Origin of the sequence: Rhizobium sp. SL42 (genome assembly GCF_021729845.1) — a bacterium.
Lineage (GTDB): Bacteria > Pseudomonadota > Alphaproteobacteria > Rhizobiales > Rhizobiaceae > Allorhizobium.
Map to the genome: position 1 here is coordinate 287,524 of NZ_CP063398.1, position 24,482 is coordinate 312,005.

A 24,482-nucleotide genomic window follows, 5' to 3' on the forward strand; every position below is an offset into this window, starting at 1 on the left:
AACCATGTTTGCCGTTGAAGTCCGTGACCACATCATGATCGCCCATAGTCTGCCGCGTCCCGTGTTCGGCCCCGCCCAAGGTATGCATGGCGCAACCTTTGTGGTGGATGCCGCCTTTTTCACCCGCGATGTCGATGAGGATGGTCTGGCGGTCGACATCGGCGCGGCGAGCACGGTTCTGGCCGAAACCCTGAAGCCGCTGAACTATCAGAACCTTGACGAAGTCGCCGTCTTCAAGGGTAAGGTGACGACGACCGAAGTCATCGCCAAACACATTTTCGACCAGCTGGCGCAGGCCGTCGCCGACGGGCGTCTCGGCCCGGGCAGCCATCGCATCTGCAAGCTGAAGATTACACTGCACGAATCCCACGCAGCGCGCGGCTGGTACGAGGCCGACCTTTGAGGCGCAGCCTGACATTCGCCTATCCGGGAGCACTCGATCTCAACACCGGCGGTTATGCCTATGACCGACGCGTGATCGAAAAACTTCGTGCAAGCGGCTGGGAAGTTGAGCTGCTTGGCCTCGGAGATGGCTTTCCGTTTCCCTCGGCTCAAACGCTGGCCATCGCCGAACGGCAGCTTTCCGCGCTCATGGATGACCAACTGCTCCTGATCGATGGATTGGCCTATGGTGTTCTGGACGGGTGGGCACGACAGCATGCGCAGCGTCTGAACATCGTCGCGCTCGTGCACCATCCCCTTGCTCTCGAGACGGGCCTCAACGAAAGACGGCAACAGACCCTGCGCGCTTCGGAGACTGCGGCATTGTCGGCTGCTCGCCATGTCATCGTCACGTCCCACGCCACCGCGCGTGAACTCGTCAACCGATACGGCGTAGCAGAGGCCGATATCACGGTTGCTTTGCCTGGCACCGACCGGGCGCCGCCCGCCAAGGGGGATGGCGAACCACCCAGGATCGTGTCGATCGGGACGCTTTCGCCCCGCAAGGGACATGATGTGCTGATTGCCGCCCTGAAGGCAAACGAGGACCTTGCCTGGCAAGCCCGCATCGTCGGCAACCGTCATCTGGATCCGAACACGGCAAAAACACTCGAAGAGCAGATCGAGACACTCGGCTTGTCCGACCGGATCACCCTTGTCGGCGAATGTGACGACAGCCGGCTTGAGCTGGCGAAGGCTGATATCTTCGCGCTTGCCAGCCGCTATGAAGGCTATGGCATGGTGTTTGCCGAGGCGCTGTCGCAAGGCCTGCCGATCGTCGCCTGCCATGCCGGAGCCGTGCCCGACGTGGTGCCTGACGACGCGGGTATCCTGGTTGCCGTCGACGATGTCGCAGCTTTTGCAACCGCCCTTCGCAGGTTGCTGCTCAGCCCGCAAGAGCGGCTTGAGCGCGCCAGGGCGGCGGCCAAGGCCGGGGCTCTTCTGCCGAGTTGGGAGGACACGGCAGCTCACATCGGCCAAGCGCTGGACAAGATCCTATGAGCGGTTTCGACAAGAACTGGCTGGCACTGCGGGAGCCTGCGGATCGCAGGGCTCGGGCTTTAGATCTGATCGACCGCCTGTGTGTGCACCTGGTTGCAGCAAAACCGCATCGTGCATTGCTGGATATCGGCTGCGGCACGGGCTCGACATTTCGAACCCTGTCTTCGTACGTACCGCCGGATACCACGTGGCATTTGCTGGACTATGACCCGTTGCTGCTTGCCGAAGCAGAAAGACGGATCGGTGAGAGACCGGCCGTCCGCTTCCAGCAGCACGACCTGAATGACCTGAAGAGCCTGCCGCTCGATGGCGTCACGGTTGTCACCGCCTCCGCGCTATTCGACCTCTGTTCGGCGGACTTTTGCAATCGTTTCATTGAGACGATCAGCCAACGTGGCAACGGGCTCTATGCGGCGCTCAACTATGATGGCGTGATGCACTGGACGCAGCCTCATCCACTGGACGAGCAGGTGGTCGCCGATTTCAATCGCCACCAGCGCATCGACAAGGGTTTCGGTCCCGCCCTTGGGCCGGACGCGACACAGCACCTTCGTCTCGGTCTGGAATGGAGCGGCTACATCGTCCGCGTCGCTCCGAGCCCGTGGATGCTGGGTCCTGCGGAAGCAGGACTGCAAGAAGAACTCTTGCGCGGCATGCTCAATCCCTTGATCGAGATCGGCAATCTGTCATCGACCCAGATCCGTGATTGGCTCGGTTTCCGGCTGGCATGCATCGCGCCTGCGGGCAGTTCATGCGTGGTTGGGCACACGGATCTCATCGCGCTGCGCAGGCGCTGACGTCACTCGCTCGTCCTGCCTAAGCCGACAATCGAACAGGATGTCGCTGCCGAGATTATAGACGGTGGCCTTCGGCCGCGTTGCACCTGACAACTGGTCAATGGGTGGCAGGCAGATGCCCGTCGGCCCGGATCCGATGATCAAGGGGGCAATCGCGACATGCAGCCGATCGACAAGCCCGCCTGCAATAAACCTCGCAATCGTCCGGGCGCCTCCCTCGACAAGAATACGACCGAGGCCACGTTCACCCAGCACATCGAGGATCTCTCGCGGATCGAGCCCATTCGCACGGCGACGGATGCGGATGACGTCGGCGCGGTAGCGCTTTTGCGCTGCGTCATGCGCCTGCAACAGGACGACCGGAGCGCCGCTGTCGTCAAACAGGCTCTCCTCACCGGAGAGTTCGGCGCGACAGTCGATAATGACACGCACGGGATCGGGACCCTTGACGGCGCGCACCGACAGTCGCGGATCATCGCATTTGACGGTGCCGACACCTACGATCACCGCATCCACAAGCGCCCTGCAGCGATGCAGATGCGCAATGCCGTCGGGACCGGATATGTCACGGGCGTCGCCGGTCGGCGTCGCCACTCGGCCGTCGAGTGATTGCCCCACCTGGGCCAGCACGAAAGGCTCGCTTGCGGTGGCAATCGGGCCGTACAGCGCCAGGGCCGGTTCACAATCCGACCCGTCCGCAAAGCCGCTCCCGCCGCGCAAGGCGAGAAGCCTTGCCCACAGCCCGTCATTCATTTCGATCATTCGCATGCGTGCCAGTCCTGCGATCTTCTAGAGGATGCGATACAAGGTTTCGTCGCGTCGGATGACGTGATGGAAGACGACCGCTGCAAAATGCAACGCAAACAGCGTCAAAAGGATCCAGGCGCTCCATTGATGAATGGTCGACAAAGTGCCGGCGACATCCGGGGTCTTGCCGATCGGGCTCCAGACCGGGATCAATCCGAACCAGTTGAGCGGAAAACCATGGGCATTGGTGGCGAGGAAGCCGCTCACCGGCATGACGACCAGGAAGACATAGAGCAGGCCATGCACGAGGCCGGCAACGAACCGTTCAAGCGCCGGACCGTCGATCACTGGCATCCTGCCGGTCAGCCGCGCGCCTATGCGCAGCAGCATCAGCCAGAGAACCAGAAAGCCGATGCTTTCATGGACCATGTAGAAGTCGAGCTTCACCGCGTCCTTGACGAAGCCGATCATCAGACCCAGTGGCCATGTGGCCAGCACCAGTCCGGCAATGATCCAATGCAGCAACCGCAGCCCGGACGGATATCTGCCTTCGTCCCCGAGCGGCTCTCCAAGCTTCGTCATAGGCTCAACTCGCTCCCACTGAACCGTTGACCAGATACCCCTCCGCATCTGATCACATCCGTTGATTTATCAGTGAAATAGGATGATCCGCTTCCGCGGCAATGTAAACAGCACAGGCTTCTGCCGCCCGCCCGGTCACACTCTGGTGATCAGCCAGTCATCCCGCAACCATGGAGAATGCCAAAGATCAGAGGGTCGCCGGAGCCCGCTGGAAAAACACGTAGGATCCTTTGGCGACCTTGAAGATGTCGCAGTTGCGCCGGACCTTGCCACCCTCTTCCAGCCGGAAGACCCCGAGCGAGCCTGAAAAACCTTCAGGTGCGGTCATGCGATCGACGAGAAAGGCATCGTCGCCATAGGTGTTGACCAGCCCGACCGCCATCGCCATCGCATCAAATCCGTAACCGGCCTGGGTCGATGCCGGCATACCATAACTTGTCATGTAACTCTTGCCGATACGGGCCTGGATGTTCTGGTCATAGCGACAGACGATGGCACCGGTCATCTTGGGATCGGAAAGATCCGCTGCTGTCAGTACCGTGCTTGCCACGACACGGCGCCCGGGCCTGGGCGGTTTTGCCAGATCGGTCTTCTTCAACACGTCGCCAGGCGACTTGACACCCGGCATCAGCACGACCATGTCGGCCTTGTTCCAGGCGGCAAGCTGCTTGGCGGGCACCTGGCCGCCGGCGACCTCGATGATCGGTTCGACCGTGCCGCCAAAGGCCTTGATCTGCCGCGCAATGCGCTCCGCCTCGATTTTCTCGGCAGGCGAAGACGCCAGGATCACCGCATGGGTCGAGCCTTCCGCCATGGCGAAGGAGGCGCCTTCGACCAGTCCGTCGACCGGACTGGAGACGAAGGAAAAGACATCCGGCGGCAGGGTCGCGTCGTTCATCTGGAAAGAGATGACGGGGATCTGCCGGTCGCCGAACGTGCGCTTGATCGCTTCGAATTCCGGGCCACGAGCCGTGGTAATCAACAGTCCGATATTCTGACTTGCCAACGATTTCGCCGCCGCCTCGATCGCTTCCGGCTTTTCCTGTGTTTCGAGCATGGTCAGCTTGACCTGCTGCGTGCCCAGCGAATTGACCGCAAGGGCGGCACCGTCGCGATATTCGCTATCTGCCTGCCGGCTCGGCTGGTCGTTGCGGCGAACGCCGAGATAGCCGATGCGCACGGATCCCGCACCCAGGGTCTGGTTGTAGAGCCCCGTATTGCTGACTGCGACGGCCGTTGCGGCCGCCCCGCCGGCCGCCGCCTTGTCGGCCTCGGTCGGCTTGAGATCATCGGTCTGGCAACCTGCCAGACCGATGAGAAATGTGACAACGATGGGGAGTTGGGCCAAACCTCCGCGCATGCTTTTGACTTGACCCTTCTTCATGCCGTCCCCACCCGTCTGTTTTCTGATTGTCCTTGTTTAACCACCAGTGGTGATCAGAGGCAAGGATCAGACCTGCTGCTCGACTGGCTTATGCGTGCTGTCATCAAACAGTATGCGGATCGCCTCGTTGGTGTGGGTGTAATTCTGAAGGACCGCGACTGTGGTCCAGCTGTTGCCACCGCCATTTGTATCGACTTGCAGCAAGGTGTCGCTGCCACTCTGCACAGCTTTGACATAGCCCGACGTTTCAAGGTCGGTCGTCTTGCTGATGCCGTCCAACAACGCAGTGAGATCAATCATGTCTTCGGAAGCATTGAAGTCCGTGATCACGTCCACAGCGTTCAGATCGCTCAGGATGAACGTGTCACTGCCTGCACCGCCTGTGAGGTAATCGATGCCTGTGCCGCCGGAAAGATCGTCGTTGCCGGATCCACCCACCAGGATATCGTTGCCCGATTCGCCGGACAAGAAGTCGTTGCCCGCTCCACCCAGCAAGACATCATTGCCATCGTAACCATAGAGCGTGTCATCTCCGGCACCGCCATCGAGAAAATCGTTGCCGGTCCAGCCATCGAGAAAATCGTCGCCACCCATACCATAGATAGCGTCGTCGCCAGAACCGCCATCAATGTTGTTGTCATCAGAGTAACCGACAACAACATCATCACCCGCACCGGCTTGCACCTGATCCTTGATCCCGCTGCTGACAATGTTGATTACATCGCCATCGCCGTTGCGGTCGTTGGCATAATCCAACGAGCCAGAATTGTTCCAGTTGCCATTGTTCTGGATGTTGAAAGTTGTGCCGGCGCTCTCGATCGCACTGAAGGCTACATAAGTGGTCTGAGTGACACCGTTTGTTGTCGCAGTCACCTGATAGACATAGAGGCCCGTGTCACCATTCGAGTCGTAGCTCCATCCACTCCAATAATTGCTGCGTGGATCACCTTCGATCATCTTGCCTTCTGTCGACAGCCAAGGTGTGTCTGTGGCCGAGACAACCAAGTAGGAATACTTGGTGTCACTCGTCACGCCGCTGAAAAGCTTGGAAGCGTCAAAGTTAATGGAACTTGGCGAGTCGTTGTTGTCGACAAAAGCGTAGCGACCAGTTGCGCTTGTGCTCTCGTTGACGGTCACCGGCGTGGCTTCAGCCGCACCATTGACGGTGAACTCGACGACCTTGGTCGTGCCGTCCAGCGCGGTAACCGTGAAGCTATCGACCTTGGTCGTGCCGGCACCGAGGGACTGAACTGCGGCATTCGACACCGTGTAGGTGTAGGAGCCGTTCGACTGCAGAACCAGCGAACCGACATTGCCGTTCGCAGAGGTCACAGAGGTCTTGAACGAGTTCTGGCCGGCATCCACATCGCTGATCGAGATCGAGCCGGTGGCAACCAGGTTGCCAGAGACAACACTCACGTCTTCCGTGACAGCAGCATTGGTCGGCGTTCCGATGACGGCTGCGTCGTTGGCACCATTGACGGTGAACTCGACGACCTTGGTCGTGCCGTCCAGCGCGGTAACCGTGAAGCTATCGACCTTGGTCGTGCCGGCACCGAGGGACTGAACTGCGGCATTCGACACCGTGTAGGTGTAGGAGCCGTTCGACTGCAGAACCAGCGAACCGACATTGCCGTTCGCAGAGGTCACAGAGGTCTTGAACGAGTTCTGGCCGGCATCCACATCGCTGATCGAGATCGAGCCGGTGGCAACCAGGTTGCCAGAGACAACACTCACGTCTTCCGTGACAGCAGCATTGGTCGGCGTTCCGATGACGGCTGCGTCGTTGGCACCATTGACGGTGAACTCGACGACCTTGGTCGTGCCATCCAGCGCCGTAACCGTGAAGCTGTCGACCTTGGTCGTGCCGGCACCGAGGGACTGAACCGCGGCGTTCGACACCGTGTAGGTGTAGGAGCCGTTCGACTGCAGAACCAGCGAACCGACATTGCCGTTCGCAGAGGTCACAGAGGTCTTGAACGAGTTCTGGCCGGCATCCACATCGCTGATCGAGATCGAACCGGTGGCAACCAGATTGCCAGAGACAACACCCACGTCTTCCGTAACCGCAGCATTGGTCGGCGTGCCGATGACGGCTGCGTCGTTCGTCCCGTTGATCGTCACACTGATGGTTTCGCTTGCCGTGCCGTCGACCGACTTGACGGCAAGTGTGTCGGTCAGGCTCTTGCCGCCAGCCAATCCCTGAACATCGGCATTGGCGTTGTCGAGCGTGTATTTCCAGGCACCCGTCGCCGTGTCGAGCGTGAAGCTGCCGTACTTGCCGGCAAGCGAGGCCGGGGCTGCGAGCTGGTTTTCGCCCGTGTCCTTGTCGGAAACGGTGAGTGTACCTTCTGCAGTCTGGCCGCCATCTTCCGTGACCGAGCCACCCTTGCTGCCGCTGATCGATGCACCGTCATTCGTGCCGGTCACCGTCACCTTGACCAAGGCTGTGGTGCCATCGACAGCCTTGACTGTCAGCGTTTCGATGACCGCTTGGCCAGCCTTCAAAGCCTGCGTCGCGGCAAGGGTGTTGTCGAGACGATATTCCCACTTGCCGCTGTTCTGATTGAAGGTGAACTTGCCGTAGGTGCCGTTCAGCGCATTGCCTTCGATCTTGACAAACTTTGCCTCGCCGTCGTCGACATCCTTGATGTCGAGATCGCCCGATGCGTAGGACACGCCGTCTTCGACAACTGCACCGGTCTTTGTGCCGGTGATTTCAGCCGGATCGTTCGTGCCGTTGATGGTGACCTTGATCACCTGGCTATCAGTGCCATCGAACGAGCGTACCGTCAGGCTGTCGGTAACCGTATCGCCGGCGCCGAGTGCCTGAACCTTGCTGTTGTCGACCTTGTAGGTCCACTCGCCGGTCGTGGCATTGAAGGTGAACTTGCCATAGGTGCCAGCCAGGGCCCAGTCCGAGACAGACTGGAACTTGGCTTCGCCGGCATCGACATCCTTGACCGACAGTGTGCCGCCAGCCGTCTGGACGCCGTCTTCGACAACGATGCCATCGGCCTTGCCGGAGATGACCGCGTTGTCATTCGTGCCGCTGACCAGAACATAGACGGTGTGGCTGTCGGTGCCGTCAGCCGACCATACGGTCAGCGTGTCATAGACCTCCGTGCCACCATTCAGCGCCTGGGTTTCCGCCCGAGCATTGTCGATCGTGTAATACCATTCGCCGGTCTGCTTGTTGAACTGGAAGGTACCATAGGTACCATCAAGGTCATCTGCGCTCGGCTGCTTGAATACAGCTTCACCCTGGTCAACATCCGTGATGTCGAGGTCGCCGGAGGCGATCTTCTCGCTGTTGTAGATGCCGTCTTCCTTGACATAGCCAAAATCGCCGCCATCCCACCAGTCGGCGCTAATGGTCGCCGCATCGTTCGTGCCAGTGACCGTTACGGTAATGTCCTGGGTGATCGAGCCACCCTTGCCGTCGGAGATGGTGACGGTGAAGGTTTCCGTCGCCGTGTCGCCTGCGCCGAGATACTGAACCTTTGCGTTGTCGACCTTGTAGGTCCAGGTGAAGCTGCCATTCTCCGTCGCGCTGTCTTCAGTCACGCCTGTGACCGTCAGCTTGCCGCCGAGCGAATTGCTCTTCGAGCCAGACACGTCGAGCGTGTGAGTGTCGATCAGGTCGACATCCTTGAACGTGATGACGCCCGTGTCGGTAAGGACCGGCTTGGATGCATCCTCCGTCACCGCGCCGACGGCATCCGTCGAGCCGGACAGGATCACCGGCGCGTCGTTCGTGCCGACGATCTTGACGGTCACGATCTGGCTGACGGTGCCACCATTCTTGTCGTCGAGCGTGATCGTATAGGTCTGGACCAGCGTCTGGCCCGCGGCGAGATAGTTGACCTTGGAGTCGTCGACCTTGAAGGACCAGGAGACGGTACCCTTGCCGTCATTGGTCGAGTCATTGCTGACATTGGCCGAGAACGTACCGAGGTAGGTTTCGTTTGAAGCGACGGACACCGTGTGCTTGTCCGATGCATCCACGTCGGTGAAGTCGATTTCGCCCGAAGCCTTGAGTTCGGTGGAAACCACCGGGGGCCTGCCATAGCCGTGGCCATGGCCATGACCCTCGTCGCCGCTTTCAAACTTGCCTTCGGTCAGGGTTGTGCTGGTTTCACCGCCCGAGACGAAGACCGGCTTGTCGTTGGTGCCGGTGATGGTCACGGTGATCGTCTGGCTGTCGGTGCCGTCTTTCGACTTGACGGTCAAGGTTTCGGTCACCGTCTCGCCGGCTGCCAGCTTCTGGACCTTGTCCGTGGCAGCCTGGTAGGTCCACTCACCTGTCTTGGCATTGAAGGCGAACGCGCCATATTTGCCGACCAGGTCCTTGGCGGACGGCGCATCGAACACGGCTTCGCCGGTATCGACATCCGAAACCGTCAGCGTGCCGCCGGTCGTCATCTTGACGTCTTCGGTGATCGTGCCGGCGCTTTCGCCGGAGATCACGGCGACATCATTGGTGCCATTTACATAGACCGTGATCGTGTGGCTGTCAGTGCCATCCTTCGAGTAGACGGTCAGTGTGTCTTCAGCGACCTTCCAGCCATTGAGGGCCTGGGTGGCTGCGAGCTTGTTGTTGATGACGTAGGACCATTGGCCGGTTGCAGCGTTGAAAGTGAAGGTGCCGTACTTGCCTTCGAGGGATTCCGGTGTCTGGAACACGGCTTCGCCCTGATCCACATCCTTGATGTCGAGGTCGCCCGAGGCCGTCTTTTCGCTGTTCCACTTGCCGTCTTCAACAACAACGCCCCAGTCGTCGCCGGCCCACCAGTTGGCGGTAATCTCGGCGCGGTCATTGGTTCCAACGAGCGTGATCGTCACATCCTGGGTGACGGTCGCACCGGAGCTGTCCACCAGCGAAACGGTATAGGTCTGAACGAGCGTGTCGCCGGCGCCGAGGAAGTCGATGTCCTTGTCATCGACAGTGAATTTCCAGGTAATCTGGCCAGCATTGTCGCCGGTGGCAGCGTTGGAGATCGAAGGAATGAACTCGCCGAGATAGGCTTCCCCCTTGGCAGCAGCAGTAACAGTATGCGTGTTCGTGTCGTCCGCATCCGAAAAGTTGATCACACCGGTCGCCGAATGCGCCTTCGCAGGCGCGCCCCAATCGCCGCCGTGGCGCTCGTCGCCGCCCTTGTCGAAGCCGCGCGGCGTCTCATCACGCCCACGTCCGTCGACAAACTCCGTCACGGTCGCCTCGGTCGAGCCCTTGCCCAGGACCGGAACGTCGTTCGTGCCGGTGATGGTAACGGTCACGTCCTGGGCAACGGTGCCGCCCTTGCCGTCACTAACGATGACGGTATAGGTCTGGGTCAGGGTCTCGCCGGCAGCGAGGTAGTCGATGGCAGCGTCGGCAACCTTGAATGTCCAGGTCACTTCGCCTTCGTTGTCGCCGGTCGCGCTGTCCGAAATCACTGCCTCGAACGTGCCGAGATAGTCTTCACCCTGCGCTTCTGTGGTCACACTGTGCTTGTCGATAGTGTCGACGTCGGAAAACGCAATCGTTCCGGTCGCCTCGAGAACATCAACGTTTTCACCCTTGGCGCCGTCGGCAATTTCCGTGACGGAGCCCTCGCTGACCGCGCTTTCGATCACCGGGGTATCGTTGGAGCCATAGATGCGAACCGTAATCGTCTGCTGGCTGGTAGCGCCTGCGCTGTCGGTCACAGTGACGATATAGGTCTGGCTGATCTGCTGGCCTTCGGTGAGGAAGTCGAGTTCGGCGTCGTCGGCCGTAAACGTCCAGCTGATCTCACCGACCGCGCCACCGGTCGTGTCCTGAGTCAATACAGCTTCGAGCTGACCGACATAGGTCCGCTCCTGCTGCTCGGACCTGTCGCTGACGGAAACCACATGGGTGTCGATGAGGTCGACATCCGTGAAGTTCAGCACGCCTTCAACCGAATGGGTGGCAGGCAGCTCTTCGGATGCCGGCTCATCGCCAGATGTTTCACCTTCCACGGCGATCTTCACCGCCTCCGACGGCAGATCGATGATCATGCCTTCTTCATTTTCCGAAACGTCGCTCCATACGCCTTCGACATTGCCGGCGTCCAAAACCGGCGCATCATTGGTGCCGATGATGTTGACCGTAATCGTCTGCTGAACCGGGAGGCCGTTGCGGTCTGCGATCGTGACGACATAGCTCTGTGTGCGTGTTTCGCCAGCGGCCAGGAAATCGATGGCATTGTCGGCGACCGTGAAGGTCCATGTGACGGTGCCCTGACCGTCAAAAGTTGCGCTATCGGTGACGACCGCGGTGAAGTTGCCAAGATAGCCTTCACCAGCGGCAACTACCGTGACCGTGTGAACGTCGCCGAGATCTGCATCGGTGAAGCCGATCGTGCCAGTAGCTGTGTGATCGGCATCGCCGATTTCGTCTTCCGAAAGATCAACCGCCTCGGTCACGCTGCCTGCGCCGCCGTCGGAGGCCGTCAGGATTTCCGGCGCATCATTTTGATCGACCGGCTGCTCGTCTTCGCCGCCATCGTTGTCATCGGCCTGATCCGTGTCGGAAAGCAGCGAAATCGCATCACCCGCTTCACCGATATCGCCGGAGCCTTCCGCAAAATTGCCACCCGCGCTGCCGCTGTTGCTGACAACGGACACAGCACCATCCGGGCCGGCGGCAACATTGATGCCATTCGCCTGGAGCGCCGCGACCAGAACCTGCTGCGGCACTTCCACTGCACCGATCAGAAAGGTCGGAACGTTCAGCGCGCCGCCTTCGATGACGATCCGGGTGCCATCGGCCTGGACGAGAATGATGTCGTTGCCGTCAATCTCGATGTTGTCGAGCGAAACACCGACCGGCAGCGTAATCGTGTTGGACGCGTCGGCGACGAAGCGCGTGGCGGCTGGATTGGACTGACCATTCGACGGCACACCGATTGCCGCGCCTGTTGCCGGATCAACGAAAGCCGGATCCTGGCTGCTGGCCTGGGCAACTTCGACGATCCTTGCTGCCGGCTGAGTGGCCTCAGCGATATACTCAGCTTCAACTTCAATATTCTCGTTCGAAACGTTGCGATCCAGCATGGTGAACTCCTGATTAATTTAACCAGACGTAAACCATTGAATATCGGGCCGCACAACGAACAAAACTGGGTGGAAATTGGTTAAAACATAATCTGATATGCCAAATTACAAGCTATCTGTTCTTTGGTTAATCTTGATGCATAACCTGATATTCATCTTGCAAATCAGGCCCCTCTGTAGCTGTTTGGCTCACCTAACGGCAGTTAGGCCACAGAGACATTTCTCAACAATATAAAATTTTACATAAATGCCATCATGGATGTTATATAAGAATAATCTAAGTCTATTTTCGAAGTTTTTGGAGCTTAAATGTAGGTTTCTCCCATAACCCGGAGAAAGACATGCGGTTCTCAACAAATAAAAAACTAATAAAAAGAATAGCAACGACAGCCGCCCTGTCCCTTACGCTTGTCGGCGCCATGGCACCATCGGCCTTCGCCGTGTCGAGCCGCCTTCCCGACATCAGCCTTGGCTATGTATTGCGCTCGCAAAGCCAGCTCATGCTGTCAGAGGTCATCTATGCGCGCATGACAGCCGCCATGCGGCCGGAAGCGGCGATGCCGAGAGTGTCGCCATCCCGATCAAAGCCGGATACCTCGATGAAAAAGCCGGCGTCTTCAGCGGTCTTCGCCTCGGTCACCATACCGTTCGGCAAATTGCCGGTGACAGCCAATTGGCAGCGCGTTCGCGCGCAATTGGCCATGCCTGAAATGTCGACATGCGCCGGTACTGGCACTAGCTCCAACGCACCGTGCACGGCCAACCAGAAGCGACTGGCCCAGGTGATCGCAATCGCCAAACAGATGCCATTCCAGGAACGCCTGAGCTATGTGAGCAATGCCATCAACAGCATGATCACCTACACATCTGATGAGAAGCAATACGGCAAGATGGACCACTGGTCGGCACCCGCCAAGACGCTGGCCGCCGGCAAGGGTGATTGCGAAGATTATGCGATCCTGAAGATGGCGGCACTGAAGGCGATGGGTATTCCGGACAGCAGCATGTCGATCGTCGTGTTGCGCGTTACCGACCGCAACATCTACCATGCCGTACTGGCGGTTTCGACGGCTCAGGGTCACTACATTCTTGACAATCTGCGCCGTAATGCCGGCCTCGATACCAGCTATCGCACATATCAGCCGCTTTATTCGATGAGTGGCAATCGTTCGTGGATCCACGGCTTCATCAATGAAGGCGAGGCAATCGCCGCGCAGACGGTCGATTTCAACTCCGTCCCGGGTTGAACCCGGCTCGAAAAACCGTGCCTGGCGAAAATTAGGCGATCAGTTGATCAGAAATCCTATGATGGCCCCGCCCTCGGCGGGGTCGGCCAGAACAGCATTCATCCGGCCGCGCAGGGCCTTTTGCTGGGCCACGATGGTGTAGTTCACCACGATCGGATTTTGCGGATCATCCTTGAGGCGGGCCACCAGCCCCTCGAACGGAATGTCGAGCTGCAGTTTCAACCCGCTGCCAATCACATCGGACGACAGTGGCGAAAGTCGCGCCTGCAGCAAGGTGAGAAATGCCGAATTATACGATATGATCTTCTTGTCGCTCGACAGGGCGAAGGCCGGAGCTGGACTGCCGGCAACCACGCCAAGCGTCAACTTGACGTCGCGGGCGGCCTTGCGGTCATTGTATCGCTTGCGCAAGGATTCCAGTACCCCGAGACGCACAGCGCCGGTGGCATTGTCGAGCATCGGATAGCGCTCGGAAAATTCCTCGATAAGGTCGCCGACGCGCTTGCCCTCTTCACCGGCAATCTCCGCCAGCGAGGCCCAGAATGCATTCTCCAACCTGATGCCGCGACGGGAGCCATTGGCCGTGACCGCGCGGAAAATCAGTTTGGCACTGTCTTCCGGCTCATCGGGGTTTCCTTTGAAGATCGATCGTCCCATCACCGCTCCCGCAACGCTTCCTGCCGCGCCTTGATGATCGGCTTGAGCAGATAGGTCAGCACCGTTTTCTTGCCGGTAATGATGTCGACCGATGCCACCATGCCGGGCGTGATCGGATAGCTCTGACCATCCTTCTCCAACGCTGCCTTGTCGGTGCGCACGCGCACCTGATAGAAGGCGTCGCCCGTTTCCTGGTCGACGAGACTGTCCGCAGAAACCGTTTCGACCTTGCCCGAAAGACCGCCATAAACCGTATAGTCATAGGCGGTAATCTTGATGACCGCATGCTGTCCCGGGCGCACAAAGGCGACGTCCGATGGCGAAAGCCGGGCTTCGATCAAGAGGATGTCAGACGTCGGCACGACACCGGCGACAACGGCGCCCGCGTTCACATAGGCACCAACCGTATTGACATCCATTGTGTTGACGATGCCATCCACCGGAGACCGGATATCGGTGTTGCTCACGCGGCTCTCCGCGCCCTTGATCGTCTCGTCGATCACCGACAACTGCGACAGCGCTTCCGTCTTGGCAGCGAGCGCTTCCTGCTGGGTCTGCAGCTTGACTTCCTCGACCTGCAACTGCGCTTCGCTCGCCGCACGCTGGATTCGTTCCAGCGTTTCTGCGTAGAGCTTGAGCTGGCCCTCATTGTCGGCCACCTCCTTCTGCACACGCAAAAGGTCAGTCTGAGCCGCAAGTTTCTTGGCAACGATCGGCGCCAGGATCGCTTCTTCCTTGCGGGTAATCGCGAGATTTGTCTGCAGCCGCGCGATGTTCTCACGCGTCTCGGACACTTCCTTGAGGCGCTGTTCGTAACGCTCGACAAGAACGGAGCGCTTGTTGAGATAGGTATCGGCGCGCGCCTGCAGCAAGCGGGCCTCGTTGTCGCAAATCAGCGGTGCAATCTTGGCAATTTCGTCGGGACACGGATATGTGGCAGTGAAATTGCCGGTCTGCTCGAGATCCAGGCGCGCGATCTGGGCCATCAGCGAGCGGGCCTTGGCCCGCGCTTCGCCAAGGGAAGACGCCGTCATCGTGTCGTCGAGCCGCACCAGAAGGTCACCCTTCTTGACAACCTGTCCAACCTGAACGGCGATTTCCTGGACAATGCCCGGCTCGCTCGACTGGATGATCTGCGTCTTCGACACGGGAATGACCTTGCCGACGCCGCGCGAGATTTCTTCGAGTTCGGCGAATGCCGCCCAGGTGATGAATGTGACGAGCAGGGCTGCGAAGACATAGAGCGTCAGCCGCGGTGCCCAAGCCTGCCGTTCAACGGTATGGCTCTCCAAATCTGCCGAACCGCCCAGATTGAATGGCATCTTGATGTTCAGCAACGAGGAAAAGTCTGGAAGATTGAACATAGCTCAACCCCTCGCCCGAGCCGGCACTGCGCCCGCCTTGAGACCTTCGATCACCTGGTTCTTCGGTCCATCGCTGATCACCCGGCCCTGTTCGAGAACGATCAGCCGATCGACAAGCGCCAGCATGCTGTAGCGATGCGTGGAAACGAGCAGCGTCACATCCGTCGGGAAACACTTGAGCAATTTGTCGATCAGTTCTTTTTCACTGGCCATGTCCATCGAGCCCGAGGGCTCGTCGAGAAAGACGATCGAGGGCTTGCGCAGCATGATCCGAGCAATGGCGATCGCTGCCCGCTGTCCACCGGACAGAAGATTGCCACGTTCACCGACCGGCATGTCATAGCCTCGCGGATGGCGAGAGACAAAACTGTCAACGCCGGCGATCTTCGCGGCCTCGATGATTTCCTCATCCGTCGCCGTCGGTGCGGCCATCAGAAGGTTATCCTTGACCGTGCCGGAGAACAGGTCGGAGTTCTGCGAAACGAAGGCGATCGCGCTGCGCACCACAGCCGGATGATACTGCCTGATATCCACACCATCGATCAGGACGCGACCAGCACCCGTGGTATAGAGGCCGGAAATCAGCCGTCCCATCGTCGTCTTGCCTGACCCGACACGACCGATGATGCCAACCTTTTCACCGGGCTGGATGGTGAAATTGATGTTGTTGATCACCTGATGATCGGTGCCTGGATAGGAGAAACCGACATTGTGGAAGGTCAGCGCCCCACTATTGATCGTCCGGTTGACGAAACCGGTGGTCGACGGGCGATCTTCATCCTGCGCCATGATTTCATCGAGGATACGCAGCGACAGGAACGCCTGGCGCATGCGCGCCAAGGTCAGCGCCAGTTGCCCGAGCGGTGCAACCGCACGGCCCGCCAGCATCGTCGTCGCGACGATCGCACCGGAGGTTATATTGCCGGCGGCGAATTCATAGGCACCGGCCAGAATGATCACGACCGTTACCAACTGCTGGATGAATTGCGTGATATTGGCCGCCCAGGCCGAGATGTGCTTGATCTCCTCGGACGTATGGGACGCATTTTTTGCAAGCGTATGCCAGCGGCGCAGCAAAGTTGCTTCCGCATTGAGAAGCTTGATGGTTTCCAGTGCCGAAATCGACTCGATCAGCAGGGATTGGCGCTGGGATGCCTCGTTCAGCGCGGCTCCCATCACGCGCCCGATCTTGACCTGCGCATAATAGCCGATCGCCGCGACGATGAAGAAGGCAGCAAGCGGCACAACGGCGATCCAGCCGATGATGATATAGATCACTGCCACGAACATGAAGACGAAGACGCAGTCGATGGCCACGCTGATCGTATTCGAGGTGAAGAACTCCCGGACAAATTCATATTGCGACACGCGGTTGGCGTATTCGCCCGTCGACATTGGCCGCGACTTCAGCGACGTGTTGAGGATCTTGTCAAAAAGCTTGTAGGATAGCTTGAGATCGGCCTTGCGACCGGCAAAATCGATCGTGGCAGCCCGGATCGACTTCAAGATGAAGTCGAACAGGATCGCACCCGAGACACCGATGGCCAGAACCCAAAGGGTCGCGACCGCCTTGTTGGGCAGCACCCGGTCATAGACGTTCATCGTGAACAGCGGCGCGGTCAGCGCCAGCACGTTGATCAGGAAGGTGGCCAGCGCCACATCCAGATACGAGCGCCAGAATGGCTTGAGAATGGCACGAAGCCAATGGACGCGGTCGATTTCCTCGGCCGTGCCCGTGACGCCCGCCTCGCTGTCGTTCTGATAGACGGCAGCGAAAGAAAATGCGGAAACCACCGGCTTTTTCAGGACTTCGGCAAAGGCAACCTGCGTGCCGTCGCCAGAGAGCATGGATAATCCATGCGCATCTTCTTCGAGCAGCACCATCGAGGTGCGGTCAGCAAAGAGCAGCATCAGCGGCAGTTCGAAGGCGCGGCGCCGCAGTTCGTCGACCGTGACCTGGTGGGCGTCAAGACCGATACGGCTCGCCAACCGTTCCACTTCCTCATAGGTCGGGGCCTGAGGATCGAAGGGCACACCGGAGAAAAGAAGAATATCGGCCGTTGGCCGGTTCATGAAACCGGCCAGGGCGCGAAAGGACGCGGTAAACTCGTTGGTCATCAGGCTGAGCCTACCATTCTAAGATACCGTTCCTGATCTACCGACGCTTCGCTCAGTCGTTGGCTGTCGCGAAGAGATCGATCGGAAGGCCGGCATTCTGCTTCGAGACCAGACGCTTCTGCTGAGGCTCGCCGCCGGAACGGACCTTGAACTCGCTGCGCGCATAAGCATCATTCTGCTTCGGCGGGGTGATGTTCATGGCCTTCAACAGGCTACCGGTCGAAGCCAGCAGGCGATATTCGGCAAACAGCGATGCATATTGTGCCGTCATCGACAGAACGTTGACGTTGTACTTGGTGTTCTGCGCGCCAAGGACATCGAGCAGCGAGCGCTGGCCGATATTCAACTGTTCCCGATAGCTGGACACGAGCTGCGCATTCGCATTGGACTGCTGCTTGAGCAGACCGGCAAGCTGACGCTGCTGGATGCGACGATCCCAGGACAGGCGCACGGCTTCGTCGACTTCACGATGCGCGGAATCGAGCGCAAAGCGCTGTTCGCCCGCGCGACGGATCTGTTCTTCTTCGCGCGCCTGGTCGATACCGCCGCGATAAAGGTTCCAGCGGGCAACGAGGCGAACTTGCGCATCCGTGGAGCGACCTTCGCTGCCATCGATATCCGTGCCGGTGACCAAACGACCTTCGGCAGATACTTCCGGCAGATAGTTGTTGCGCGCACCGCGCACACCAGCGTCAGCCGCATCGACATCAGCAAGGCCAGCCTTGATACGCGGATTGTTGCGGCGCGCCGTGTCAAGAGCCACATCCAGGCTCTTCGGCAAGTGGGCCGCCAGCGACGGCGGCATCTTGCCGCCGGTGATCGGCGTGCCGACCAGACGCAGCAGCGAAATCTTCACCTGCTGAAGCGCTTCCGTTGCCTCCTGCAGGCGAGCCCGAGCCGCGAGCAGGCGCTCATCGGCCTGCTGCCTGTCAGCCTCGGTCAGGGTACCGCTGGAGATCAGCGAACCGATATCCCCGCGAAGAGCCTGGTGAACGCGGACGTTCTCCTGGGATTCGGCAACGATGCGCGACTGCAGCAGGTATTCGAGATATTCCCGAACGACCTGAAGGGCGATCGTCTCGCTGCGCTCCATGACGCGGTAGGACGCGCTGTCGACGCGGGACGCCTGCTGGTCGAGCTGCGCGCGGCGACCGCCGCCATCAAACAGCTTCTGGGTAATGGTGATGCCAGCCTCGGTCGGCGACAGATCGTCACCATCAATGCCGGACGCACGACGGCTCGGGCTATCGAGATTTCGAACCCCGACGGACGCTTCCAGATCGATACTGGGGAGATAAAGGCCGCGCGCCTGGCGCAATTCGAATTCGACAGCTTCGCGGTTTTCAACCGCCTGACCGATATCCGGGTTGGTGGAAACGGCAGTCTGCATTGCTTCGCGGAGATCAGCAGCAGTGGCCAGCGACGTGGTGAGAGCAATCGTGCCGGCGAAAATTGCCGTCGTTGCGAGCATCGAAAATTTCTTCATATCCCCCTCGTAGCCGAACTACGCAGTTATTGAGACCGTCTGATCAAGTGTGGCGAAACCTAGCCGAAGCCGTCACGCCAATCTATGAATTCTTACGGGTTAAAAGAACCATTTTTGGGCCTATTAACCTTTAGGAAGCCATCAATGACCTTGCGGATCTCTCCCCTCTAACGGAATCCCCAACAGTGCAGGAACAAATCCAGATTCGGATGTATACTCAAGCTTCTATGAGAGTCACGTGCTTTCGCGAAACATGGAAAACGCCACACGGAAAAATTCAAGTATAGTTGCAGAATTGCCCTACTCACAATCGCAGAATCCGGATTGCGACAGCATTCAAGGACATCACGGAAAACCGATATTATTTATTCTTTTCCGCTACTTGTATATTCGATCACCCAAACGCCTGACGAGGGCGGAAACTCCGGACTCGCCGCGTTAATCCTATTCATCAATATCTAGACTCAACGACCGACACAGGCGCGAGTCCTCGGCAATAGAAAGTGACACATACGACTCACACTCTGCTTTGCAGACACGCCAACAAAACGATCTAAACTGCGCGCAACTCACAATGGCATATCATGATATGCATATAGGAAGATGAATTCTTGATGAGATATAACAAGTTATGTATTAGTGAATTCCTCCACTGCGCCAAAACAGGGCAGCCGTTCATCGAGCCAAGCCTTCGGGGCTTTCGTAAGCGCCAGCTTCCCCACCAGAGCTAAATAGAACCTGTTGCGGGCTCCAACATTGACTTTTTCGCGCAAAAAAATGGCCGCACAGGGCGGCTCATTTTCACTCAGCGATCCGACAGGCACAATTCGCCGTGGAGATCAGTTTTCTTCAAAGATCGGGTCGTCGACAAACGGCCCCCCTTGGTAGATGGCAATCGAATCCTGCGCCGAGGGCCGCGGAACGGTTGCCTCGATCTCGGCGCGGAAGCGCTCGGCATTATCCTTCGGATGCCAGCCGAGATAGGCGACAGCCGAGTTATCCCACCAGCGACTGTCGTTGTTGGAGCACCCCCAGATGATCGGGCAACCGAGACGCGGAACGCGGAAGATGCATTCGATCATCGCGAGGAAATCATCATGGCTCATCCAGGTGGACAGCATCCGATGGTTCTTCGGCTTATCCATGCAGCTGCCGATGCGTACCAGCGCCGTCTCCTGACCGAACTTGTCGAAATACATGCTGGCCAGCGCCTCGCCGAAACATTTCGACACGCCATAAAGACCGTCAGGCCGCATCGGAGCGCTGGCATCCAGAAAATCGTCCTGGCCGTAGAAGCCGATCGTGTGATTGGAACTGGCAAAGAGAATGCGCGGCATGCCATTCGCCCGCGCGGCCTCGTAGAGATTATAAAGTCCCAGCAGATTGGCGTTCAGGATCTTGGAAAACTTGTCCTCGACGGAAATGCCGCCCAGATGAATGATGCCGTCACACCCTTTAACCAGCCTGTCGACGGCGGCACGGTCGCCCAGGTCGCAGACAACCAGTTCCTCGTGCTCTGCCGCCTCGCCCATGCCGACAATGTCCGAGAGCCGCAAGACTTCCGCCATGCCTTTCAGACGCCCGCGCATCGCCCTGCCCAGCCCGCCCGCAGCGCCGGTCACCAATAGTCGCTTCACATGAACCTCCCTTGTCCATTCGCGGATGCCCGCATCCGGCCTCATTAAACTCATCATACAGGTAGCGCCAATGCGGTCAATATTTCGCGACGCTCTCCTTCGTGCTTGGCTAACTTGCCAGACGAGTTTATGGATAAGCTCATTGAATGCCGAACGAACGCGGAGATGAGCATGGCGCTGCAGGCGAAAATGGAGGCCGGGTCCGGAACACTGACGCAGAGGCTGAGTGACAATCTGCGCCGCGCCATCCATGGCGGCCAATTCCCGCCGGGCAGCAAGCTACCCAGCGAGGCGCAGCTTTCCGAGGCCAATGGTGTGTCGCGCACCGTTGTCCGCGAGGCGATTGCAGCCCTTCGCGCAGATCGCCTCGTCGAGGCCCGCCAGGGCGCTGGCGTCTTTGTTCTGGAGCCGCGCGAACCCGCCCCTGCCCCCCTGTCCATCGCCCATATCGACCCGGCGCGTGTCTCCTCGATGATCGAGCTGCTTGAGCTTCGAACCGCCGTTGAAGTCGAGGCCGCAGGGCTTGCGGCGCTGCGCCGTTCCCCCGCCCAGGAGGAGGTCATCCTGGAACAGCACTATGCCGTGCGCGCCTGTCTCGATGCCGGAAAATCGAGCAGCGAGGCCGATTTTGCCCTGCACCTGGCCATCGCCGAAGCCACCAACAACCCGCGTTTTCGCGAGTTCCTTGCAATGATCGGCAAGAATGTCATTCCCCGCGCAGCGCTGCGTGGCGAAGAAAGCGACGAAGATCAGGCAGCCTACATTCGCCTGATCGATGCGGAACACGCCGATATCATCGAGGCGATTTCCGCCGGCGACGAGGAAGCGGCGCGAGAGGCCATGCGCCGGCACCTGCGCGGCAGCCAGGCCCGCTACCGCACGCTTCTGCGCGAACAACGCCAACCTGTACGATAACTATTGACTGATCGGCGCATAATACGTATGACAACTTAGCCTGAGGAGGCCAAAAGAGGATATTCGATTATGACGCCGCAAGAAATCAAGGTCGCGCTTGGCGCCGGCCTGTTGTCCTTCCCTGTCACCCATTTCGACAGCGAAGGCCAGTTTCAACCAGACAGCTACGCCAAGCATGTGGAATGGCTGGCAGGTTACGATGCGCCGGTCCTGTTCGCCGCCGGCGGCACGGGTGAGTTCTTCTCCCTTTCCCCCAGTGAAATCCCGCGGATCGTCGCAACGGCAAAGGAAGCTGCCGGCAAGACGGCGATCGTATCCGGCTGCGGCTATGGTACAGAGATGGCCGTCGAGATTGCCCGCGCCGCTGAAAAGGCTGGCGCCGACGGCATTCTGCTTCTGCCGCATTACCTGATCGATGCCCCGCAGGAAGGCATCTATCACCACGTCAAGCGCGTGTGTCAGTCTGTCGGCATTGGCGTCATGGTTTATAACCGCGACAATTCGGTCATCGGTGTCGATGTCCTGAAGCGCCTTTGCGACGAGTGCCCGAACCTCGTCGGTTTCAAGGACGGGACCGGCGAAGTCGGCCTGATCCGCCAAATCACCGCAACCATGGGCGATCGCCTCACCTATCTTGGCGGCATGCCGACAGCGGAATTGTTTGCTGAAGCCTATCTCGGCGCCGGCTTCACCACCTATTCGTCGGCCGTATTCAATTTCGTCCCCGGCCTTGCCGTCGAATTCTACAAGGCCCTGCGGGCCGGCAACCGCGAACGCTGCGAGACCATCCTGAAGGACTTCTTCTATCCGTTCATGGAACTGCGCGGCCGCCGCAAGGGCTATGCCGTGTCGGCGGTCAAGGCGGGTGTGCGCCTTCAGGGCTTCAATGCCGGCAAGGTTCGCCCACCGCTCGACGACCTGACTCCGGCGGAAGAAGAAATTCTTGCCAAGCTGATCGAGCCATGGAAGCGCTGATATGAAGATCGTCGACGTCCGCACCCATCTGCTCGAGCACAGGTTGGCCGTTCCGTTCCAGAGCGCATCCATGCGCTTTGACCGGCGTGCCCATGTGCTGGTCGAGATTGTGTGCGACGACGGCACCACGGGCTGGGGCGAATGCCTCGGCCCGGCACGTCCGAATGCAGCTGTCGTTGCCGCCTACAAGGCCTGGCTGATCGGCGCCAACCCGCTGGAAACCGAAAAGATCTGGGCGACGCTCTACAATGCGCTGCGCGACCAGGGCCAGCGGGGGCTGACGCTGACTGCTCTATCCGGCATCGATATCGCGCTTTGGGACATAAAGGGCAAACATTTCAACGCACCTGTGTCGATCCTGCTTGGCGGCCGCTTCCGCGAAACCGTCAGGGCCTATGCCACGGGCAGCTTCAAGCGCGATGGCGTTGATCGTGTCGAAGACAATGCCACCGATATCGCGACCTATCGGTCGCAAGGCTTCCATGCCTCGAAGATCAAGGTCGGTTTCGGCATCGAGGAAGATCTGCGCGTGATCAAGGCTGCGCGCGAAGCCGCTGGCCCCGACATGCGCCTGATGGCAGACGGCAACCATGGCTACGGCGTTCTGGAAGCGGTTGAATTCGGCCGTCGCGCCGCCGAATACGGCCTCGACTGGTTCGAGGAACCGGTCGTGCCCGAACAGCTTGCTGCCTACCGCGAAGTGCGCGCCAGGCAGCCGATCCCGGTTGCCGGCGGTGAAACCTGGCACAGTCGCTGGGGCATGAAAGAGCCGATCGAAACGCGTTGCATCGATATCGTCCAGCCGGACCTGGCGGGTGTCGGCGGCTTCACCGAAGCCAAGCGGGTGGCCGATCTGGCCGCCCTGTTCGGCGTGCGCGTCGTACCGCATGTCTGGGGTACAGCCGTGCATATCGCCGCCGCCCTGCAGTTCATCGCTGCCATGGTGCCGGATCCGGTGCGCGTCAATCCGATCGAGCCGATCCTCGAATTCGACCGCACCGACAATCCGTTCCGTCAGGCGGTGATCAAAACCCCGATCGAGCATCAAAACGGCGTCGTCGCCATCCCGAATGGTCCTGGCCTTGGCATCGAGATCAACCGCGATGCCCTCGCCGACTTCAAGATGAAGGACGACTGATGACGCTCGTTCGCCCCCTTTCCGGCCGCAAACCCAAGATCGCGCTCCCGAAAGGGGCGATCGACACCCAGATGCACGCCTATCTGCCGGGTTTCGCCGCGATCGAAGGTGGCCCCCCTCTGCCGGCCGGCGAACTGCCAAGTCCGTCGCAGTACCGCGAATTCATGAAATGGATCGGGATCGACCGGGTTATCGTGACCCAGGGCAATGCGCATCAACGCGACAACCACAACCTGATCGCCTGCCTGAAGGACTTCGGTGATCTCGCCTGGGGTGTGGCGGCGGTCAATGGTCAGGCAACCGAAGCCGAACTCGATGAGCTGTCCGATGGGCGTGTGATCGGCCTGCGGATCATGGACCTGCCCGGCGGTGGCGTCGACCTGAGCCATCTGGAAGCAGTCGATGCGATTGCATCAAGTCGCAACTGGATGCTCGCCGTGCAATTCGACGGCAGCAATATCGTCGACCACGAATCCCGCCTGTCCCGGTTGAAATCGCGCTGGGTGCTTGATCACCATGGCAAATTCTTCTGCGGCGTTACACCGGATAGCCCGCAGGTCAAGGCAGCCAAGCGCCTCATCGATCGCGGCAATTGCTGGTTCAAGTTTGCCGGCGCCTACGAATCGTCGAAGTCCGGTGCACCCGATTTCTCCGATGTCGCAGCCGTTGCCCAGGCCATTGCAGCCCATGCTCCGGAGAGAATCGTCTGGGGGTCGAACTGGCCGCATAATCTCGCAAAGACACAAGCGGACTATCCCGACGACGCTGCCCTGACCGACACAATTCTTGGCTGGCTGGCCGATGATGCCGCTCGCCATCTCGCACTCGTGGACAATCCCGAGCAACTCTTCGGCCTTGAACCAAGGGGGAACAAGGGGACCTGAGAGCTAACCGTCAATCCTGGGAGGTTTTGACGGATCACCGATAAAG

At 59.3% G+C, this 24,482-nt stretch carries 17 protein-coding genes; 8 read left to right on the plus strand and 9 right to left on the minus strand.

What is annotated here, in order from left to right; genetic code table 11:
• Positions 1 to 4 precede the first annotated feature (4 nt).
• From IM739_RS20340 to IM739_RS20350, 3 genes are read left to right on the plus strand one after another with little or no spacing between them, the layout of a single operon-like run.
• The gene (locus IM739_RS20340) at positions 5 to 403 is read left to right on the plus strand and encodes a 6-pyruvoyl trahydropterin synthase family protein (protein ID WP_237371623.1); all 399 of its coding nucleotides are present in this window, start codon (positions 5 to 7) and stop codon (positions 401 to 403) included.
• Positions 400 to 1,443, plus strand: a complete 1,044-nt coding sequence (locus IM739_RS20345) for a glycosyltransferase family 4 protein (RefSeq protein ID WP_237371624.1) — start codon at positions 400 to 402, stop codon at positions 1,441 to 1,443. Before IM739_RS20340 ends, IM739_RS20345 begins: the two co-directional genes overlap by 4 nt.
• Positions 1,440 to 2,240, plus strand: coding sequence for a class I SAM-dependent methyltransferase (locus tag IM739_RS20350; protein ID WP_237371625.1), 801 nt, complete (start codon positions 1,440 to 1,442; stop codon positions 2,238 to 2,240). The genes IM739_RS20345 and IM739_RS20350 overlap by 4 nt, the downstream gene beginning before the upstream one ends.
• Here IM739_RS20350 and IM739_RS20355 read toward each other — a convergent pair.
• The 4 genes from IM739_RS20355 to IM739_RS20370 form a co-directional block, all read right to left on the minus strand.
• Positions 2,193 to 3,008, minus strand: a complete 816-nt coding sequence (locus IM739_RS20355) for a RibD family protein (RefSeq protein WP_237371626.1) — start codon at positions 3,006 to 3,008, stop codon at positions 2,193 to 2,195. The genes IM739_RS20350 and IM739_RS20355 overlap by 48 nt on opposite strands.
• A 21-nt stretch (positions 3,009 to 3,029) precedes the next feature.
• Positions 3,030 to 3,569, minus strand: coding sequence for a cytochrome b (locus IM739_RS20360; protein ID WP_237371627.1), 540 nt, complete (start codon positions 3,567 to 3,569; stop codon positions 3,030 to 3,032).
• 187 nt (positions 3,570 to 3,756) lie between these two features.
• Entirely contained in the window at positions 3,757 to 4,953 is a 1,197-nt protein-coding gene (locus IM739_RS20365) for a hypothetical protein (RefSeq protein ID WP_237371628.1), read from the minus strand.
• Between the two features lie 66 nt (positions 4,954 to 5,019).
• Positions 5,020 to 12,015, minus strand: a complete 6,996-nt coding sequence (locus IM739_RS20370) for a VCBS domain-containing protein (RefSeq protein ID WP_237371629.1) — start codon at positions 12,013 to 12,015, stop codon at positions 5,020 to 5,022.
• A gap of 341 nt (positions 12,016 to 12,356) precedes the next feature.
• On the opposite strand from IM739_RS20370, the gene IM739_RS20375 reads away from it, so the two are divergent.
• Complete coding sequence (locus IM739_RS20375; RefSeq protein ID WP_237371630.1) at positions 12,357 to 13,262, plus strand: transglutaminase-like cysteine peptidase; 906 nt, start codon at positions 12,357 to 12,359, stop codon at positions 13,260 to 13,262.
• Between the two features lie 39 nt (positions 13,263 to 13,301).
• On the opposite strand, the gene IM739_RS20380 is transcribed toward IM739_RS20375, so the two are convergent.
• The 5 genes from IM739_RS20380 to IM739_RS20400 form a co-directional block, all read right to left on the minus strand.
• Positions 13,302 to 13,919, minus strand: coding sequence for a ribbon-helix-helix domain-containing protein (locus IM739_RS20380; RefSeq protein ID WP_237371631.1), 618 nt, complete (start codon positions 13,917 to 13,919; stop codon positions 13,302 to 13,304).
• Positions 13,919 to 15,283, minus strand: a complete 1,365-nt coding sequence (locus IM739_RS20385; protein WP_237371632.1) for an HlyD family type I secretion periplasmic adaptor subunit — start codon at positions 15,281 to 15,283, stop codon at positions 13,919 to 13,921. The genes IM739_RS20380 and IM739_RS20385 overlap by 1 nt, the downstream gene beginning before the upstream one ends.
• Before the next feature lie 3 nt (positions 15,284 to 15,286).
• On the minus strand, positions 15,287 to 17,401 hold the full coding sequence (locus tag IM739_RS20390) for a type I secretion system permease/ATPase (RefSeq protein WP_237371633.1): 2,115 nt from the start codon (positions 17,399 to 17,401) through the stop codon (positions 15,287 to 15,289).
• 52 nt (positions 17,402 to 17,453) lie between these two features.
• Entirely contained in the window at positions 17,454 to 18,887 is a 1,434-nt protein-coding gene (locus IM739_RS20395; protein ID WP_237371634.1) for a TolC family outer membrane protein, read from the minus strand.
• A gap of 839 nt (positions 18,888 to 19,726) precedes the next feature.
• Positions 19,727 to 20,524, minus strand: a complete 798-nt coding sequence (locus IM739_RS20400) for an NAD-dependent epimerase/dehydratase family protein (protein WP_237371635.1) — start codon at positions 20,522 to 20,524, stop codon at positions 19,727 to 19,729.
• Positions 20,525 to 20,695: 171 nt separating this feature from the next.
• Between IM739_RS20400 and IM739_RS20405 the strand changes: the two genes are divergently transcribed.
• The 4 genes from IM739_RS20405 (at position 20,696) to IM739_RS20420 (ending at position 24,436) form a co-directional block, all read left to right on the plus strand.
• The gene (locus IM739_RS20405; protein ID WP_237371636.1) at positions 20,696 to 21,439 is read left to right on the plus strand and encodes a FadR/GntR family transcriptional regulator; all 744 of its coding nucleotides are present in this window, start codon (positions 20,696 to 20,698) and stop codon (positions 21,437 to 21,439) included.
• Between the two features lie 69 nt (positions 21,440 to 21,508).
• Positions 21,509 to 22,414, plus strand: coding sequence for a 5-dehydro-4-deoxyglucarate dehydratase (gene kdgD / locus IM739_RS20410; RefSeq protein WP_237371637.1), 906 nt, complete (start codon positions 21,509 to 21,511; stop codon positions 22,412 to 22,414).
• Between the two features lies 1 nt (position 22,415).
• Entirely contained in the window at positions 22,416 to 23,552 is a 1,137-nt protein-coding gene (locus IM739_RS20415) for a mandelate racemase/muconate lactonizing enzyme family protein (protein WP_237371638.1), read from the plus strand.
• Positions 23,552 to 24,436: an amidohydrolase family protein gene (locus IM739_RS20420; protein WP_272911346.1), complete on the plus strand. Its 885-nt coding sequence runs from the start codon at positions 23,552 to 23,554 to the stop codon at positions 24,434 to 24,436. The genes IM739_RS20415 and IM739_RS20420 overlap by 1 nt, the downstream gene beginning before the upstream one ends.
• Positions 24,437 to 24,482 lie beyond the last annotated feature (46 nt).

Bases quoted from the DNA above. Each gene is read 5' to 3' on its own strand.
- kdgD (WP_237371637.1), top strand. From the start codon at position 21,509: ATGACGCCGCAAGAAATCAAGGTCGCGCTTGGCGCCGGCCTGTTGTCC.
- IM739_RS20395 (WP_237371634.1), bottom strand. From the start codon at position 18,887: ATGAAGAAATTTTCGATGCTCGCAACGACGGCAATTTTCGCCGGCACG.
- IM739_RS20355 (WP_237371626.1), bottom strand. From the start codon at position 3,008: ATGCGAATGATCGAAATGAATGACGGGCTGTGGGCAAGGCTTCTCGCC.
- IM739_RS20350 (WP_237371625.1), top strand. From the start codon at position 1,440: ATGAGCGGTTTCGACAAGAACTGGCTGGCACTGCGGGAGCCTGCGGAT.
- IM739_RS20385 (WP_237371632.1), bottom strand. From the start codon at position 15,283: ATGTTCAATCTTCCAGACTTTTCCTCGTTGCTGAACATCAAGATGCCA.
- IM739_RS20375 (WP_237371630.1), top strand. From the start codon at position 12,357: ATGCGGTTCTCAACAAATAAAAAACTAATAAAAAGAATAGCAACGACA.
- IM739_RS20360 (WP_237371627.1), bottom strand. From the start codon at position 3,569: ATGACGAAGCTTGGAGAGCCGCTCGGGGACGAAGGCAGATATCCGTCC.
- IM739_RS20380 (WP_237371631.1), bottom strand. From the start codon at position 13,919: ATGGGACGATCGATCTTCAAAGGAAACCCCGATGAGCCGGAAGACAGT.
- IM739_RS20365 (WP_237371628.1), bottom strand. From the start codon at position 4,953: ATGAAGAAGGGTCAAGTCAAAAGCATGCGCGGAGGTTTGGCCCAACTC.
- IM739_RS20370 (WP_237371629.1), bottom strand. From the start codon at position 12,015: ATGCTGGATCGCAACGTTTCGAACGAGAATATTGAAGTTGAAGCTGAG.
- IM739_RS20390 (WP_237371633.1), bottom strand. From the start codon at position 17,401: ATGACCAACGAGTTTACCGCGTCCTTTCGCGCCCTGGCCGGTTTCATG.
- IM739_RS20340 (WP_237371623.1), top strand. From the start codon at position 5: ATGTTTGCCGTTGAAGTCCGTGACCACATCATGATCGCCCATAGTCTG.
- IM739_RS20420 (WP_272911346.1), top strand. From the start codon at position 23,552: ATGACGCTCGTTCGCCCCCTTTCCGGCCGCAAACCCAAGATCGCGCTC.
- IM739_RS20415 (WP_237371638.1), top strand. From the start codon at position 22,416: ATGAAGATCGTCGACGTCCGCACCCATCTGCTCGAGCACAGGTTGGCC.
- IM739_RS20405 (WP_237371636.1), top strand. From the start codon at position 20,696: ATGGCGCTGCAGGCGAAAATGGAGGCCGGGTCCGGAACACTGACGCAG.